Origin of the sequence: Acidiphilium sp. 34-64-41 (assembly GCF_002282635.1) — a bacterium.
Taxonomy (GTDB): Bacteria; Pseudomonadota; Alphaproteobacteria; order Acetobacterales; family Acetobacteraceae; genus Acidiphilium; species Acidiphilium rubrum.
In genome coordinates this window covers 1-15,516 of sequence record NZ_NCJX01000057.1, presented here as the reverse complement: position 1 = coordinate 15,516, position 15,516 = coordinate 1, and the positions used below count along the sequence as shown (strand labels likewise).

The 15,516-nt window shown below is 63.9% G+C and carries 20 protein-coding genes, 1 tRNA gene and 1 pseudogene; 13 read left to right on the top strand and 9 right to left on the bottom strand.

Annotated elements, in window-relative coordinates; genetic code table 11:
* Nucleotides 1–107: 107 nt before the first annotated feature.
* The 3 genes from proC to rpmB form a co-directional block, all read right to left on the bottom strand.
* On the bottom strand, nt 108–923 hold the full coding sequence (gene proC / locus B7X49_RS12110; RefSeq protein WP_286702511.1) for a pyrroline-5-carboxylate reductase: 816 nt from the start codon (nt 921–923) through the stop codon (nt 108–110).
* A complete protein-coding gene (locus B7X49_RS12105; RefSeq protein WP_029312125.1) occupies nt 920–1,423 on the bottom strand; it encodes a YbjN domain-containing protein in 504 nt (167 codons plus the stop codon). The genes proC and B7X49_RS12105 overlap by 4 nt, the downstream gene beginning before the upstream one ends.
* Before the next feature lie 181 nt (nt 1,424–1,604).
* A complete protein-coding gene (rpmB, locus tag B7X49_RS12100) occupies nt 1,605–1,907 on the bottom strand; it encodes a 50S ribosomal protein L28 (RefSeq protein WP_029312124.1) in 303 nt (100 codons plus the stop codon).
* 376 nt (nt 1,908–2,283) lie between these two features.
* Between rpmB and B7X49_RS12095 the strand changes: the two genes are divergently transcribed.
* Entirely contained in the window at nt 2,284–4,401 is a 2,118-nt protein-coding gene (locus B7X49_RS12095; RefSeq protein WP_286702510.1) for an amylo-alpha-1,6-glucosidase, read from the top strand.
* On the opposite strand, the gene B7X49_RS12090 is transcribed toward B7X49_RS12095, so the two are convergent.
* From B7X49_RS12090 to B7X49_RS12080, 3 genes are read right to left on the bottom strand one after another with little or no spacing between them, the layout of a single operon-like run.
* On the bottom strand, nt 4,347–5,594 hold the full coding sequence (locus B7X49_RS12090; RefSeq protein WP_286702509.1) for an MFS transporter: 1,248 nt from the start codon (nt 5,592–5,594) through the stop codon (nt 4,347–4,349). The two genes, B7X49_RS12095 and B7X49_RS12090, sit on opposite strands and share 55 nt — an antisense overlap.
* Complete coding sequence (locus B7X49_RS12085) at nt 5,591–6,085, bottom strand: PRC-barrel domain-containing protein (RefSeq protein WP_286702508.1); 495 nt, start codon at nt 6,083–6,085, stop codon at nt 5,591–5,593. Before B7X49_RS12085 ends, B7X49_RS12090 begins: the two co-directional genes overlap by 4 nt.
* On the bottom strand, nt 6,075–6,788 hold the full coding sequence (locus B7X49_RS12080) for an SDR family oxidoreductase (RefSeq protein ID WP_286702507.1): 714 nt from the start codon (nt 6,786–6,788) through the stop codon (nt 6,075–6,077). Before B7X49_RS12080 ends, B7X49_RS12085 begins: the two co-directional genes overlap by 11 nt.
* 120 nt (nt 6,789–6,908) lie before the next feature.
* On the opposite strand from B7X49_RS12080, the gene B7X49_RS12075 reads away from it, so the two are divergent.
* From B7X49_RS12075 to pqqE, 9 genes and pseudogenes are all read left to right on the top strand, one after another.
* Nucleotides 6,909–7,148 carry a type II toxin-antitoxin system VapB family antitoxin gene (locus B7X49_RS12075; RefSeq protein ID WP_286702506.1) on the top strand — a complete coding sequence of 80 codons (240 nt, stop codon included), beginning with the start codon at nt 6,909–6,911 and terminating at the stop codon, nt 7,146–7,148.
* Entirely contained in the window at nt 7,145–7,552 is a 408-nt protein-coding gene (locus tag B7X49_RS12070; protein ID WP_286702505.1) for a type II toxin-antitoxin system VapC family toxin, read from the top strand. Before B7X49_RS12075 ends, B7X49_RS12070 begins: the two co-directional genes overlap by 4 nt.
* Nucleotides 7,467–8,072: pseudogene (locus B7X49_RS18815) on the top strand (FkbM family methyltransferase); the annotation flags it as partial. The gene B7X49_RS12070 and the pseudogene B7X49_RS18815, both read left to right, overlap by 86 nt.
* A gap of 49 nt (nt 8,073–8,121) precedes the next feature.
* Entirely contained in the window at nt 8,122–8,364 is a 243-nt protein-coding gene (locus tag B7X49_RS12060; protein WP_286702503.1) for a hypothetical protein, read from the top strand.
* A 142-nt stretch (nt 8,365–8,506) separates the two neighbouring features.
* Entirely contained in the window at nt 8,507–8,584 is a 78-nt protein-coding gene (gene pqqA, locus B7X49_RS18810) for a pyrroloquinoline quinone precursor peptide PqqA (protein WP_076454351.1), read from the top strand.
* 59 nt (nt 8,585–8,643) lie between these two features.
* Nucleotides 8,644–9,567, top strand: a complete 924-nt coding sequence (pqqB, locus tag B7X49_RS12055; protein WP_286702513.1) for a pyrroloquinoline quinone biosynthesis protein PqqB — start codon at nt 8,644–8,646, stop codon at nt 9,565–9,567.
* Nucleotides 9,564–10,304 carry a pyrroloquinoline-quinone synthase PqqC gene (gene pqqC / locus B7X49_RS12050; RefSeq protein ID WP_286702502.1) on the top strand — a complete coding sequence of 247 codons (741 nt, stop codon included), beginning with the start codon at nt 9,564–9,566 and terminating at the stop codon, nt 10,302–10,304. The genes pqqB and pqqC overlap by 4 nt, the downstream gene beginning before the upstream one ends.
* The gene (gene pqqD, locus B7X49_RS12045) at nt 10,301–10,576 is read left to right on the top strand and encodes a pyrroloquinoline quinone biosynthesis peptide chaperone PqqD (RefSeq protein ID WP_029312114.1); all 276 of its coding nucleotides are present in this window, start codon (nt 10,301–10,303) and stop codon (nt 10,574–10,576) included. Before pqqC ends, pqqD begins: the two co-directional genes overlap by 4 nt.
* A complete protein-coding gene (pqqE, locus tag B7X49_RS12040; RefSeq protein WP_286702501.1) occupies nt 10,573–11,685 on the top strand; it encodes a pyrroloquinoline quinone biosynthesis protein PqqE in 1,113 nt (370 codons plus the stop codon). Before pqqD ends, pqqE begins: the two co-directional genes overlap by 4 nt.
* On the opposite strand, the gene rlmB is transcribed toward pqqE, so the two are convergent.
* Nucleotides 11,667–12,470: a 23S rRNA (guanosine(2251)-2'-O)-methyltransferase RlmB gene (gene rlmB / locus B7X49_RS12035; RefSeq protein ID WP_286702500.1), complete on the bottom strand. Its 804-nt coding sequence runs from the start codon at nt 12,468–12,470 to the stop codon at nt 11,667–11,669. The two genes, pqqE and rlmB, sit on opposite strands and share 19 nt — an antisense overlap.
* A gap of 198 nt (nt 12,471–12,668) precedes the next feature.
* Between rlmB and B7X49_RS12030 the strand changes: the two genes are divergently transcribed.
* The 3 genes from B7X49_RS12030 to B7X49_RS12020 all read left to right on the top strand — a co-directional run bounded on the left by B7X49_RS12030 (nt 12,669) and on the right by B7X49_RS12020 (nt 14,667).
* Nucleotides 12,669–12,754 (top strand) — tRNA-Tyr (locus tag B7X49_RS12030).
* Nucleotides 12,755–13,747: 993 nt separating this feature from the next.
* Nucleotides 13,748–14,260: a helix-turn-helix transcriptional regulator gene (locus B7X49_RS12025; protein ID WP_286702499.1), complete on the top strand. Its 513-nt coding sequence runs from the start codon at nt 13,748–13,750 to the stop codon at nt 14,258–14,260.
* Nucleotides 14,257–14,667 (top strand): DUF6941 family protein, encoded by a 411-nt coding sequence (locus tag B7X49_RS12020; protein WP_286702498.1) that lies wholly within the window; start codon nt 14,257–14,259, stop codon nt 14,665–14,667. Before B7X49_RS12025 ends, B7X49_RS12020 begins: the two co-directional genes overlap by 4 nt.
* Before the next feature lie 340 nt (nt 14,668–15,007).
* Here B7X49_RS12020 and B7X49_RS12015 read toward each other — a convergent pair whose 3' ends face one another.
* Together B7X49_RS12015 and B7X49_RS12010 are read right to left on the bottom strand one after the other, a co-directional pair.
* The gene (locus B7X49_RS12015; RefSeq protein ID WP_286702497.1) at nt 15,008–15,181 is read right to left on the bottom strand and encodes a hypothetical protein; all 174 of its coding nucleotides are present in this window, start codon (nt 15,179–15,181) and stop codon (nt 15,008–15,010) included.
* Complete coding sequence (locus tag B7X49_RS12010; protein ID WP_286702496.1) at nt 15,174–15,383, bottom strand: hypothetical protein; 210 nt, start codon at nt 15,381–15,383, stop codon at nt 15,174–15,176. Before B7X49_RS12010 ends, B7X49_RS12015 begins: the two co-directional genes overlap by 8 nt.
* Between the last annotated feature and the right edge of the window lie 133 nt (nt 15,384–15,516).

Below are 15,516 nucleotides of genomic sequence, written 5' to 3'. Positions count from 1 at the left end.
GGCTTTGCCCCCTCGACCCCCACTAAGGGCGGAGCCCTTAGTGGGGGTCGAGGGGGCAAAGCCCCCCGCCTTCCTTGCTCCTAAAGCCCCCACCACCAGCGATCGATCTAACCCTCCTGCCCGAGGGCGCGGGAGCGGGCGGTTGCGGCGTCGATGGCGGTGTTGATTGCGTGTGGCCAGCTGTCGGGCGCCATCAGGATTGCCAGGGCGCGTTCGGTGGTGCCGTTGGGGCTGGTGACGGCGCGCCGCAGGTCGGCGGCGGATTCGGGGCTGGCGGCGAGGAGTCCGGCGGCGCCGATGATGGTCTGGCGCGCCAGTTGCGTGGCCAGTTGTGGTGGGATTCCTTGGTCGATTGCGGCGGCTTCGAGCAGTTCGACCAGCAGGAACACGTAGGCGGGGCCCCCGCCGGAGACGGCGGTGACGGGGTCGAGCAATTTTTCCGCGGTGACGAATTCGATGGCACCGACGGCTGCGAGCAGTGTTTCGGCCAGATCGCGTTGCGTGGGCGCGACGGTGGGGCCGGCGCAGGCGACCGTGATGCCTTGGCGGATCGCGGCGGGGGTATTGGGCATGGCCCGCACGATCGCGGCGTTGCCGCCCAGGTGGGTGGCGAGCCAATCGATGGTTTTGCCGGCCATGATCGAGACGAACAGGGCGCTGCCGGCGAACCGTGCCAGCGGCGGCACGGCGATGGGTGCGATTTGCGGTTTAACGGCGAGCACGATGGCCTGTGGAGCGAAATCCGCCGGCACATCGGCGAGCGACGCAACGATTTCCACGCCATCCCCCGCAAGCGCCTGGGCCCCGGCGCCGGGATCGATCACGACGACGCGGGTGATGCCGCGCTCGCGCCAACCGGCAAGCATTGCGGCGCCCATTTTACCGCCGCCGACCAGCAGCAGCGGCGGCAACCCGGTTGTCATGCTTCGCCGACGCACTCCAGCATTGCGGCGGCCAGTGCGTCATCGGGTGATTTGCCGCCCCACAGCACGAACTGGAATGCGGGGAAAAACCGCTCGCATTCGGTGACGGCGATATCGACCATGTCTTCGACGCTTTCGGCCGAGGCGGCGGTGGCACCGCGCAGGAGGACGGAGTGGCGAAACACCGGCATGCCGTCGTCCTGATCCATGCCGAAATGGCCGATCCAGAGTTTTTCGTTGGCGCGCGCCAGCAGCTCGTACAACGCCTTGCGGCGGCGTTCCGGCGCTTTCAAATCGAAGGCGCAGGAGAAATGCATCACGGAGATTTCGTGCGACCAGGAAAAATACAGCCCGTAGTCGCACCAGCGGCCGGGCGCTTCGGCGGCGATTTCACTGTCGCTGCGCCGATCGAACGCCCAATCATTGGCGGCGATCACTTGTTCGACGATATCGAGGGGGTTGCCGACCGGATCGGCGGTCTGGGAGGCCAGGGAGGTCATACGCGGGGTCTCCTCCTGAGTACAGAAGTCAAGCTGACGGCGGGATCGCCGGCGCCGAATCGGAGTCTACCGGAATTTTGCGCCGGACCGCAATCACCCTATGTCAGGTAGAAGTTACAAAACAATAAACCCGCCACGAAGGACGGGTCTTTTGGCGAGTCCAACCAAAGAAATCGGCAGCTCAGGCCGATTTCGCCTCGCGCTTCGCCGCCGCCTTGATCACCCGGCGCTTCAGCGTCAGCGCTTCGTCGGTGAGCTTGCGGTTCGGGGTGGTCAGCAGGAATGCATCGAGACCACCCTTGTGCTCGATCGTCGAAAGGCCGCGCGGCGTGACGCGCAGGCGCACCGAATGGCCCAGCGCTTCGGACTGCACCGAGCTGTCCTGCAAATTCGGCAGAAACCGCCGGCGCGATTTGTTGTTCGCATGGCTGACATTGTTGCCGGTAAGCACGCTCTTGCCAGTGATTTCGCAGCGACGGGTCATAACGCAGGCCTCGATCCAATGCCCAGCTCACGCCGGGTCGGTGATAGGTAATACAAGATTAGCCGCGCTACGGACCCCGTGACGCGGTGTTGCGCCGCTATATCGCCAAATCCGCCGCGCGGGTCAAGCGCCCGGCGAAAAAGGGGCAAGGCAGGGCAAGAGTAAGGTCTTCTTTTTTGTGAACAAAAAAGAAGCAAAAAAAACTTTATCAATCTGGGCCCGTGCCAGTGAAACCGCCCGTGCCCCAGATTCAGAAAGTTTTTTGCTTCTTTTTTTCAAAAAAGAAACGCTTCACTTCACCTTGCTTTTACCAGAATCGGCCACGCCGTCGATGCGTGATAGACTACATGCTCAACCCCCGTCACAGGAGTTGCGCATGACCAATCCTAACCCGCTGGACGACAAGACTTTCCCCGTCGCGGCCGATGCCATTCATGCCGAAGATCGCCCCTATACGCTGAAATCGGACGATTGCTTCGCCATTCTCGGCATCACCGGCGATATGAGCGCCGGCAGCGAAGGCGTCTATTTCCACGACACGCGCCATCTCTCGCGCCTTACCGTGACGTTAAACGGCGCGCGGCCGCGCCTGCTGAGCGGTGCGATCAGCACCGACAACGCGACCCTGGTCTGCGATCTGGCCGCCGCCGCGCCCGATGGCGTGACCGATATGGGCGACGATGCGAACGAAATCTCGCTCCGGCGTGAAACCTTTGTCTGGCGCGGCACCCGCCACGATGCGCTCACGCTCGGCAACTGGTCGCGCACACCCCAGACCCTTACTGTCGGGATCGGCTTTGCGGCCGATTTTGCCGATCTGTTCGAAATCCGCGGCACGAAGCGCGCCCGCCACGGCATGCTCGATGCGCCGAGCACCAGCGCCCATTGCGCGACGCTCGCCTGCCGGGGCCTCGATGGCGTGCGCCGCTGGACCCGGCTCGATTTCGACCCGAGACCGGCGCGGATCGAGGCGGATGAAGCGCAGTACCGCCTCATCCTCGCGCCGGGTGCGACCGCGCGCATCGCGATCGCCGCGCAATGCGGAGCCGATGACGATCAGGCCTGCATCGAAAACTTTCGTGCCGCCCATAAGGCCGCCGCGCGCGGCCGGCGCGCGCTGCGCCGGCAGGCCGCGAGCGTGATCACCGGCAATGCGCTGGTCAACACGGCCCTGCTGCGCGCCCGCGATGATCTGATCATGCTGACCACCGCGACCGAATACGGCCCCTACCCCTATGCCGGCGTGCCGTGGTTCTCCACCGCGTTCGGCCGCGATGCGATCATCACCGCGCTGCAGGTGCTCTGGCTGGCACCCGGCCTCGCGCGCGGCGTGCTCGGCTTCCTCGCCGCCAACCAGGCCACCACGACCGATGCCGCCGCCGATGCCGAGCCCGGCAAAATCCTGCACGAATGCCGCGATGGTGAAATGGCCCGGCTCGGCGAAGTGCCGTTCCGCCGGTATTACGGTTCGGTCGATGCCACGCCGTTGTTCGTGATGCTCGCAGGCGCCTACCATGCGCGCACGGGTGATACCGCGTTCATCCGCAGCATCTGGCCGAACATCGAAGCCGCATTGGGCTGGATCGACGGGCCGGGCGATGAAGACGGCGACGGTTTCGTCGAGTACGGCCGCAAGACCGGCCACGGCCTCGCCAACCAGGGTTGGAAGGACAGCCGTGATTCCATTTTCCACGCGGATGGGACGCTCGCCACCGGCCCGATCGCGCTGTGCGAGGTGCAGGCCTACGTCTATGGCGCGAAAACCGCCGCCGCCGGCATGGCCGCCGCGCTGGGTGATGCCGACCGCGCGACATTTCTTACCACCCAGGCCGCTGGGCTGCGTGCCCGGTTCGATGCGGTGTTCTGGGACGTTGAACAACAGTTTTACGTCCTCGCCCTCGATGGCGCGAAACGCCCCTGCCGCGTGCTTGCCTCCAACGCCGGCCACGCGCTGTTCACCGGCATCGCCCTGCCCGGCCGTGCTGAAGCCGTCGCTACCCGGCTGATGGGGCCCGATTTCTTCTCCGGCTGGGGCATCCGCACGCTCGCGCGCGGCCAGCCCCGCTTCAACCCGATGTCCTATCACAACGGCTCGGTCTGGCCGCACGACAACGCGCTGATCGGCCTTGGCCTCGCCCGCTACGGCTACCGGGCGGCGGCGACACATCTGTTCGATGCCATGCTCGCGACCAGTGCCTGGGCCGAGCGCTACCGGCTGCCCGAATTGTTCTGCGGCTTTCCGCGCCAGCCCGGCCATGCGCCAACCGCTTACCCGGTCGCCTGCGCGCCGCAGGCCTGGGCGGCGGGCACGCTGCCTGCATTGCTCGATGCCTGCCTCGGCATCAGGCTCGATCCGGCCAGCGGTCGCGCGACCGCCGATAGCCCGGTACTCCCCGCCGGGATCGACCGGCTGACGATCGAAAACCTCGGCCTCGGCGGTCAGCCGGTCGCGCTGTCGTTCATCCGCACCGAAGGCGGCATCATCGTCGGCTGAGCCGGCTCGGTCTCGGGCATCAGCAACCACACCAGCAAAGTCGCGATCAGCCCGGCCGCGGCGAGCGCGAAAAACGCCGCGTGATCGCCGATCCGGCTGGCGATTGCCCCGGCCGCCGCCGTGCTCACCGTCGCCCCCAGCCCGACCGCCAGCCCGATCGCCCCCATGATCAGGTTGAAGTGCCCCCGCTCGCGCGCGATATCCGCCGCGATCAAGGGCAGCAGCACGCCGATCACCGCGGCACTGATCCCATCGATCGACTGGATCAGCACCACTGGCACCGGCGCCGCGACCAGGCCGAACAGCAATCCGCGCACCGGTTCGGCGCCGAACCCCAGCAGCAGCACCGCCCGCCGGCCGTAGCGCTGCGCCGCGCGGCCGACCCAGGGCGACATCAGCGCCACCACCGCCTGTGGTGCCACGATGCACGCCGCGATCACCAGATTGGCGACATTGCCCGCCTTCGCCGCCAGTTCACTGCCGACGAACGGCAGCATCGCGGCATCCGCCATCTGAAACATCACGATGCAGACCATGAACGCCAGCAACCGCCGATCGAGGAACAAGGCGCGCAACTCGGCAACCGTGCCACGCCGCGGCTGCGTCGCCACCATCCGCGCTCGCACCGTGCGCTGCGATTCGATCCGCGACAGCGCGAACAGCGAGGGCGCGCCGAGCAGCGCGGTCAGCCAGAACACCGAGCCCGGTGCGAAATAATAGCCGCACGCGCCCATCACCGCCGCCGCGACACCGTTGCCGAGCGAGGCATAGCGCGCATTCCGCCCCAACCGCTCGCCGAGCGCGGCGGAGCCGACCATCGTGATGGTCACCGCCGCGATCGCCGGGTTCAGCATGCAACTGGCGAAACCATGCATCACCTCGGCCAGGCCGATGCCGAAATGGCTCGGCATCAGGACGAACAGCAGGGCGCTTGCGGTGATGGCGCCGATCGCCATGGCCGCCGCCAGCCGTTTGCTCGGCATCCAGTCCACCAGCGCGCCGGCCGGCAACTGGCTGGCCATGGCGACCAGCGTGCCGAGCGAGAGCACGCTGCCGATCGCGAGATCAGTCCAGCGCTGGGTGGTCAGATAGATCGCGATGAACGGGCCGAAGCCGGTCTGCACATCGGCCACGCAAAAATTCAGCCAGTCCAGCCCGCGCAGGCTGCGTTGCGAACCCTGGGCCTCGCTCAAGGCACCGCTTTGGCGCGCAATGGCGGCTTGGCGTGCTGGGTTCTGGCCACCGCAACTGGCACAGAACGGTCGGTCGCCTGATATTCCGGCAACGCCTTGAGCTTCGCGGCGTCGAGCGTCACCACGATCGCGATCTGCTCCTTGACTACGGAAAAATGCAATGCGCTCCACGCCACCGCGATTTTGCGATCGCCAACGCCGAGAAACCCGGCAAACTCCACCACCGCTGCCTTTGGCTTGCCTGACTGATCGATCAGCACATTGACCACGTGGCCGATCACCGCGCCTTTCGCATCCACCACCGGCTGGCCGAGCAGGCCCTCGGCATGAACCTTGGGCAGATGCTCGAGCTTCGGCGGCTTGGGTTGCGGCGGCAGCACGATCGGCGGCGGCGGCGGCAGTTGCGCGGTCGGCCCGGCGCCATAGGGCGTCTGTGCCGCCGCGGGCAGCGTGGACGCCAGCATCACGGCCACCACCAGGCTATTCCGCATAGATCATCTTGCGCGTCATGCCGCCATCGGCGACGAATTCGGCCCCGGTGATGAAGCCGCTTTCGGCCCCGAGCAGAAACGCCGCCAGCGCGGCGATATCATCGACCGTGCCGACCCGCCCGACCGGGTGTTGCGCGTGATCGCGCGCGGATAACGCATGGCCCTGCGTGTCGATCCAGCCGGGGCTGATGCAGTTCACCCGCACGTCCGGCCCCAGCGACATCGCCAGCGCATGGGTCAGCGCGACGATGCCGCCCTTGGCCGCCGCATAGGATTCCGTGTCGGGCTCGGACATCCGTGCCCGGGTCGAGGCCATGGTGACCACGGCACCCTTTGCCGCGCGCAGCAGCGGCTCGGCCGCCCGCACCAGCAGAAAAATACTGGTCAGATGCGTATCGATCACCGATCGCCATTCCGCCAGACACAACTGGCCGATCGGCTTGCGGATCATGAACCCCGCATTGCACACCAGCGCATCGAGCCGGCCGTGTTCGGCGCGCACGCGATCGAGCAACGCCGCCACCGCCGCCTCATCGCTGACATCGCAGGCCACCAGGCGCACACCATCCGGTGCCGTCAGGCCGGCGATATCGCGATCCGCCGCAATCACCGCATGGCCCGACACCGCCAAGCGCGCCGCGATCGCCGCCCCGATGCCGCGCCCGCCACCCGAGACCAATGCAACCCGCCGTGCTTCATCCATGGCTCATCCCCGCTCGTGGTTCCTGCACGACATGGCCAGCGGCGGCGGCGTTTCCAACCCTTGTCCCGGTCCGAATATCCAATTACAAAAAATCGGATATTCAACCGGTCAGGAGTGCCGATGCCGCTCTATATCAAGGATGACGAAGCCGCCGCCCTGGTCGCCGAACTTGCGCGGACACGCGGCTGCACCAAGCAGGACGCCGTCAAACAAGCCGTCCGCGCCGCGCTCGATCACGATCGGGCAGCGGTTCCGCTGCGCGACCAGCTACGCCAACTCTGGGCGGAATTTCCGTTGCCGCCGAAAACCGGCCTGCCGGCCGACAAGGCATTCTTCGACGATCTGTCGGGCGAGCCGTGAAAATCTTTGCGGACGCCTCCGCTTTGGTCGCAATCCTCGCGCGCGAGCCCGATGCCATCGCTCTGGCAGATCGGCTGGAGGCCGCGCAGGACCGGCTGTATTCCGCCGTTTCGGCATGGGAAACCACCGCCGCCCTGTGCCGCAGTTACGCGATGCCACCCGATCTGGCGCGCAACCGCGTCGAGCACTTTCTCGCCCGCCTCAGCCTGCGCATGGTGCCCATCGCCGCCGCCGAATTCGCCATCGCCGCCGAAGCCTACGGGCGGTTCGGCACGGGTCGCCACAAAGCCGGCCTCACCATGGGCGATTGCTTCGCCTATGCCTGTGCGCGCAGCAACGACGCCAAACTTCTGTTCCTGGGCGAGGGCTTCACCCATACCGACATCGCCGCTGCACCGATCTGACCGCAATTTCGCAAATTCGAGCACGGATCTTTACGAAATCTTCATCAATTCCGGTCATTCTGTGCAGATGAGACCGACCCTGAAATCCACCATCGGCGCCATGCTCGACAGTTTCGGCACACACCGCGCCACCACCCCGCCGTCCGGCGAGATCGCCATGGCCGCGCACCTCGCCGCGCTGTTCAAATCCCTGAAGATCGACCTCGTGATCGATGTGGGGGCGGATCAGGGCCAGTTCGGCACGCTTTTGCGCGATCACGTCGGCTACACCGGCCCGATCGCCTCGTTCGAGCCGATCCCCGCATCCTTCGCCACTCTCCAGCACCGCGCCAGCATCGACCCAATGTGGCAGGTCGAACATGCCGCACTCGGCGAGGCCCTCGGCGACCTGCCGCTCAACGTGATCGACCTCCAGAATTTTCGCCCGGTGCCCCCGCCCAACACGCAACGGCTTCCCGCCCGTCACACGGCCCAGATCAAACGCCAGACAATCCCGGTCCGCACGCTCGACGACATCGTTCCCGCGCTGCGGACACGCACCAGAGCACGACATATTTTCCTGAAACTCGATGACCAACGCGCGCGATCGCGCCATATTACACGGTGGCGAGCACGCGCTCGGTACCATCGCCGCCATCCAGACCGAACTCTACACCGATCGCCAGTTCGAAGATCTGCCCCACTATCTCGGGCTGCTCTCCTATTTTCAGGCGAAGCATTTCACCCCGAACCAGTTCTTTCCCACCGCAGCCGAAACCAACACCCAACCCAGCCACTTCACCTGCTGCATGGTCAACACCAGCCACCGGTAAACCCCGCGGCAAACTTGGCCATTGTTGGGGCCGCGACCGGGGCTTGCATAGAAAAATTGTCGTCTTATGGTTGCATATCTCCGCATACGTGGGGACAAGGTGGGCAACACCGCCGCTAACGCAACAACTAGGAGAAACAACCATGTGGACGAAACCGAAGCTGGTCGAAATCGCCGTTGGCACCGAGATCAACTGCTACGCCTGCGCCGACATCGACTGATTGACTGATAGGCGCCGGGACCGGTGCGTGCCACCGGTTCCGGCAATTTTCAACCGACCATGAAACTGATCATCCTTGGTGCGGCCGCAGGTGGCGGTTTTCCGCAATGGAATTGCGCATGCCGGAACTGCGCGCGTGCGCGCTCCGGCGATCCGGCCGCGCGGCCGCGCACGCAAGCGGCCATTGCGGTCAGCGGCAACGGTTCGGATTACGTGATTTTCAACGCCTCGCCCGATCTGCGCGAGCAGATTCTGGCCACCAAGGCGTTGCACCCGCGCCAGGGCTTGCGCGACAGCCCGATTGCCGCGGTCGTGCTGACCGGCGGCGATGTCGATTTCACGGCAGGGCTGCTCAATCTGCGCGAGGGCCAGCGGTTCGCCTTGTACGCGGGGCAGCGGATTCTCGATCTGCTCGATGCCAGCGTTATCTTTCGGGTGCTTGCCCCCGATCTGGTGCCGCGCCGGCGGCTCGATCAGAATCGCACGACGCCCTTGCAGGATGCGGCGGGACAGGATCTGGGCATCACGGTCGAGCCGTTCGCGGTGCCGGGCAAAGTGGCACTCTATGCCGAGGATACCAGCCGCGCCGATCTGGGGTCATCGGAAGGCGATACGCTGGGGGTGAAAATCACCGGCGCCGACGGTGCTTGCCTCTACTACATCCCCGCCTGCGCCGCCGTGACCCCCGACCTGGCAGCCCGCCTGCGCGGCGCGCCGGTCGTGTTGTTCGATGGCACGCTCTGGCACGATAACGAGATGATCGATGCCGGTCTGCTGCCGAAAACCGGCCGCCGCATGGGGCATATCAGCGTCAGCGGGCCGGACGGCACGCTCGCCGCAATGGAAGGGCTCGGCATCGGCCGCAAGATTTTCGTTCATATTAACAACAGCAACCCGATGATCCTGGATGATTCGCCCGAGCGCGAACAGGCGGAACGCGCCGGATGGATCGTCGCGCATGACGGATTGGAGCTGAACCTATGACCGTGCTGATGAGTGCCGACGAACTCGAAGCCGAACTCCGTGCCCTCGGTGCGGCGCGCTACCACAATCGCCACCCGTTTCATCAGTTGCTGCATGGCGGCGCGCTGAATCAGCGCCAGGTCCAGGCCTGGGCGCTCAACCGTTATTGCTACCAGGCCGCAATCCCGATCAAGGACGCCACCCTGATCGCCCGCACCGAGGACGCTGATTTGCGGCGGCTTTGGCGCCAGCGGTTGGTCGATCACGATGGTATGGCCGAAGGCGAGGGCGGCATCGTGCGCTGGATCGCGCTGACCGAAGGGCTCGGCCTCGATCGGGACATGGTGACCAGCCGGCACCGCGCCCTGCCAGCAACAAGGTTTGCGGTGCAGGCCTATATCGATTTCGTGCGCGACAAACCGCTGCTCGAAGCGGTCGCCTCGTCGCTGACCGAAATGTTCTCGCCCAGCATCATCTCCGAGCGGGTCTCCGGCATGCTGGCGGGCTATGCGTTCATCACCAAGGAGACGCTCTCCTATTTCAACGCGCGGCTCGACCAGGCGCCGCGCGATGCGGATTTCGCGCTCGATTACGTCAAGCGCCACGCCCGCACGCCCGAACAGCAGCGCGCGGTGATCGCGGCGCTGGGTTTCAAATGCGATGTGCTGTGGGCGCAGCTCGATGCATTGCACCATGCCTATGTGTTGCCCGGCATGATCCCGCCGGGCGCGTTCGGCCATGGCGGCGACTGGTCGTGAGCCTGACCGCGGCCAGTGTTCCACGTCTCGCGCGGCATGTGCGTTTCCGGTTCGATGCCGCGCGCAACTGCCACGTGCTGCTGGCGCCGGAACGGGTGATCATGCCGGATGCGATCGCGGTTGCGGTGCTCGAATGCTGCGATGGCGTGGTGAACGTGGCCGAGATCGCCGATCGTCTCGCCACGCGTTACGAAGCGCCACGCGATGCGGTGCTGGCCGATTGCCTCGAAATGCTCAACGACCTTGCCGACAAGAGTATGATCGCATCATGAACGACCGTGTGGCACCGAGCCTGGCTCCGCCTTTGGCCCCGCCTTTGGCAATGCTGATGGAACTGACCCATCGCTGTCCGCTGAAATGCCCCTATTGTTCCAACCCGCTGGCGCTGGAGCGGGCGCGCGATGAGCTGGATACCGCGACCTGGAAGCGCGTGATCAGCGAGGCCGCCGGCATCGGCATTCTCCAGGCGCATTTTTCCGGCGGCGAGCCAATGGTGCGGTCCGACCTGCCGGAGCTCGTGCGCCACGCCCGCGCCGAGGGGCTCTACACCAACCTGATCACCTCCGCGGTGTTGCTGAATGCGGCGCGGATGGCCGAACTGGCCGATGCCGGGCTCGACCATGTGCAGATCAGTTTCCAGGGCGCCGATGCGGCGGTGGCCGACCATGTCGCCGGGTTTCGCGATGCCCATGAAAAAAAACTGGCCGCGGCGCAACTGGTGCGCGACGCCGGGCTGGCGCTCACGCTGAACGCCGTGGTGCACCGCCAGAACCTGCATCAGCTGAGCGCCATGATCGATCTCGCGGTCGATGCCGGCGCGCAGCGGATCGAGGTCGCGCATGTCCAGTATTACGGCTGGGCACTGAAAAATCGCGCCGCGCTGATCCCAACGCGGGCGCAGCTCGACGAAGCGACCCGCATCGTCACGGCGGCGCGCGCGAACCTCGCCGGCACGCTGACGATCGATTACGTGGTGCCCGATTACTATGCGGCGCGGCCGAAAGCCTGCATGGGCGGCTGGGCGCGGCAGTTTTTCAACATCACGCCCTCCGGCAAGATGCTACCCTGCCACGCGGCGGAAACGCTGCCGGGTCTGGTGTTCGAGCGGGTGACCGAGCGAAGCGTCGGTGACATCTGGGCGCACTCATCCGCGTTCGAAAAATATCGCGGCACCAGCTGGATGGCACCACCGTGCCAGGGCTGCGCCCGCGCCGAAATCGACTGGGGCGGCTGCCGCTGCCAGGCGCTCGCCCTGACCGGCGATGCCGGCGCGACCGACCCGGCCTGCGGCCTCTCGCCCGATCACGCCATGATGGCGGCGCTCGCGATCGCCGAAAGCGGCGAAGCGGTCGATGATTTCGCCTACCGGATGATCTCGTAAAGCGCGACGGCGGCGGCGGCTGAAACGTTCAGGCTCTCCATGCCGCCCGGCATGGCGAGCGAAACCAGTTCATCGCAGGTCTCACGGGTCAAGCGGCGCAGGCCCTCGCCCTCGGCCCCCAGCACCAAAGCCGCGCGCCGCCCACCCAGCGACGGGCCGGACAAGCGGGTGCTGCCGGCAGCATCCAGCCCCATCACCCAGAGATCGGCGGCTTTCAGGGCGATCAGCGCGCGCGCGATATTCACCGTGCGCAACAGGGGAATCCGTTCGAGCGCGCCGGACGCGGCCTTGGCGAGTGCGCCGCCCTCCTCGGGCGCGTTGCGTTCCTGCGCGATCACCAGCGCCGCACCGAACGCCTGGGCGGAGCGCATGATCGCACCGACATTGCGGGGATCGGTGATCTGATCGAGCACCAGCACCGGGCCGGGGCGCTTGAGCGCGTCGGCCAGGCTGGGCGAGGCCAGCGGGTCGGTCTGCAGCGCGATGCCCTGATGCACGATGCCGCGTCCGAGCATCGCATCGAGCCGGTCGCGATCGATCCGCTCCGCCTGGATCGCCCAGGGTTTCGGCAGGCGCGCGGCCAGTGCGGCCTCGGCCTCCTCGGTCAGTACCAGGCGGCGCAGGCGGCGGGCGGGGTTGGCAAGTGCTGCTTCGACCGGATGCATCCCGTAGAGCCACAGACCGGATGCGGCGGCAGGCCGGCGTTCGCCCTCGTGGCGGCCGCGCTGCGGCGGCGGGCCAGAGTGGCGTGGCTTCGGTTTACGGTGGGGGTCGCGCTGATCCATGCGGCTGTCTAGCCTGTGGATCGCCGCGTTGACAACGATGCTGCCCCGCCGGCGTCATTGAAGACAAGGCTGCACCATTTCTGTCAAAACCAGACGAAAAACTTTTGGGAATACCGGCCCCGTGCTTTCAACGCGTGGCCCCCATCAATGCGTGCGGCGGCGTTGACAAGGCTGCGCTGATCGCAGAATACGGGCGGCGGAAGGGTGCCCGAGTGGCTAAAGGGGGCGGACTGTAAATCCGCTGGCGTACGCCTACGTTGGTTCGAATCCAACCCCTTCCACCATGATAGGCGCGCAAGCCATTGTAATCACTCATTAAAAAATCGTTTCGGTAGTGTCGGGATACCGGACGGAATACCAATAGAGCGCGAATAGGGGCGAACGGTCGTGAACCGTAACGGAGTAGCCGCCCTGAAAACGCTCTATGGCAAAGAGGCATCCCCTTTGCCTTATCGAGAGTGATTTCAGCAAAAATACCCCTACTCCGTTAGGTCCGATAGGTCCGATAGCTTTGCGGCGCTGGTCGACGCGCGGCCGGTGCCGTCACGCTATGCCAGCGATGGCGGGGGCGTGCCGGCGATACGGTGGCGATGGTAGGGGATGGCGCGTCCGGGCTAGGCCATGTCGATTTTAGGCGAGCATGGGCCGAGTCCAGGTGTAACGGCGATCGGTGCACCCATGGCCGCGATAGTGTTCTCCCCTCGCCAAGGAGCGGCGCGGCGGGAATATTTCCGCGCGCCATATCGGCAGGCCATGGGCGTCGCCAGTAGTTTATTCGGCGTTGGTGAATAACAGGTGAATGCGACGTATTAATTCCGGGCAATTTTTACTCGGCGATGGATTCGACTTAATCGACGCCAACTGTTAGCTTAACATACTAATTTTAGCCCACGTTATCCACCGGTTTCACACGACAAACTCTCGACAACATACCGCCGACGGTATATAAATGACCTCGTTCTATGTGCACAATGACGCAGACAGAGACTTAGATGATCTTTGGGAGGCAGACGAAGATGCGGCATCCGACTTACTCGTTCTAATTGAAGAGATCGGTGGTTCAGAGAGTTTTCGAAAGTCTTTGCGTATCCACCAGGCCAAGCACGGCCGGGTTCAGGTTTCGCGACTTTTAAAATTCGATGTCTGGGGCCGGTCGTTGTGGCGAGCACGGATTTATGAGTTATCTGATCCGGGAAAATTGTTGTCTTACCGGCTTATATATGCGTGCCACGGTGATTGTATTTATTTGTTAGCCGTGATGCACAGGGATAGGAATTATGAAAGCGACGCAAGCCTTGTCGACAGAATCAAAACTGCGTGCCGCGGCCTCGGGATTCACGTCGGGTAATAGCGCTGATCCGAAAAGCGCTGTTGAACCGGTTCTTGTGGTGATTGGTTCGGGCAAAGCCATGTCCACCGACGCACCTGGGGTCGTGAAGATTGATTGGCAAACCGATCACTTGGACGCCAAAGCCCCCCCTAATGTGCAAACAGTTGATGCTCTGCTCAAAAAGCAGATTGCGGCGGGCCGTGCAGCTAAGTTAATGGCTGCAAGAAAGAGATTGGGGGCACGCATCACCCAAGGAGTTCCCTCAAGCCTTCAGGAAGCACGGCTTCTTGCCGGGCTCTCTCAGAGCGATCTCGCTGCAAAACTAGAAACATCTCAGCCTAGGGTCGCCCTTTTGGAGGCTGGACGTGAAAATAATCCCGGACTCAAAACGTTGAGGAAGCTCGCACGAGTGTTCAATCTTGATATGAACGGGATATCAAAGCTCTTCGAGTCAGAATGACCTTTCCTGCATATTGTTGTCTTTTTTGTGATGATATTCGTCAAGAGGTAGGCGACAAAGCCTCCTACATGGGCGTTTATGGCGACAATATATCTGTGCCTCATTTCCCATTTAAATTTGCAACATTCTCGATTGCTGTAAGAAGTTTATTTCCACTACATTCCTCTGAATATAACGGAATTCTCTTGATCGAAATCGCGGGAGAGAAACAGGAGTTTCCTATTGAGCCCTCTTCATCTAGCGTAGAGTTATCATCGGAAAACAATAGGGCGACGATAAATATCCATGTTTCGGTAGCTGGGTTGCAAATAAAATCTCCTACGGAAATTCAGGTTTATTTTAAGCGTGGAAGATCGAAAAAAATGATTGGAAAAATCGGCGTTGTAGCTCTAAAAACAAAGATATAATTCCAAGCAGTTTTGTAATTATCCATCTTATAATTACTTTCGTCACAAACTTCGATCTCTTGTTTCTGCCCAGCGTTTGCGCTGATCCCGATCCGCGACACTCTGAGACGATGCGCCGGCATCAGTGCACCACCCCCCCCCCGCTGAAACGCCAGCACGGCCGCGTGCGCAGCCATCGCCTCCGCAATGGCGGTCCGCAGGCCAATATCCGTGATGACCGGCAGTAGGATGCGACTTTTCCGAGGATCCTCATAATTCGCGGACCCTTATGGGCGTCCAGATCGCAGACCCCCTTCAAAACTTGAATACCCTTTGGCCGGCCGGCTGGTCTTCGTTCGGCTCAATCGCCTAGCAACGCGCGCCTCATCCGCGCCAAATCGCCGCCATCGGCTTCGGCTTCGCGAATCTCGCGTAGTGCCAGGCGTGCCGCAACGCGCCGGCTGGGAGGTATCAGGGGATTCTCTGCATCGGCGCGGAGTTGGGCCAGGGCGGCCGCGTCGGGGGTGTCACGCATCGGGGATGCGCCGCACGGCTTTGATGAGCGGCACCGCGCGCGCCAACAGTTCAGCATCATCGTCGATGCCCAGCAGGCGGTCGATCGTCTGCGTCAGTTCATACAGGCGGCGGCGGGTCAGTTTCAGATCGGCCCTGACGGCGCTGCGGACGGGGCTGGGGGGCGTTCTGCGATTGGCGATGGTCTCGCGTAATGTCGGCATCTATGTCCCCTCAAAACCCGCGCGCGGCGGCATAGGAATCGATCGTGCGAGGGCTTTCACCTCCCGCCTCTCCCGTTCCAACACCAGCTTGCGGCGGTGCAGTTCAACCGCCTCGGGGCCGGCCGCGCGCCGT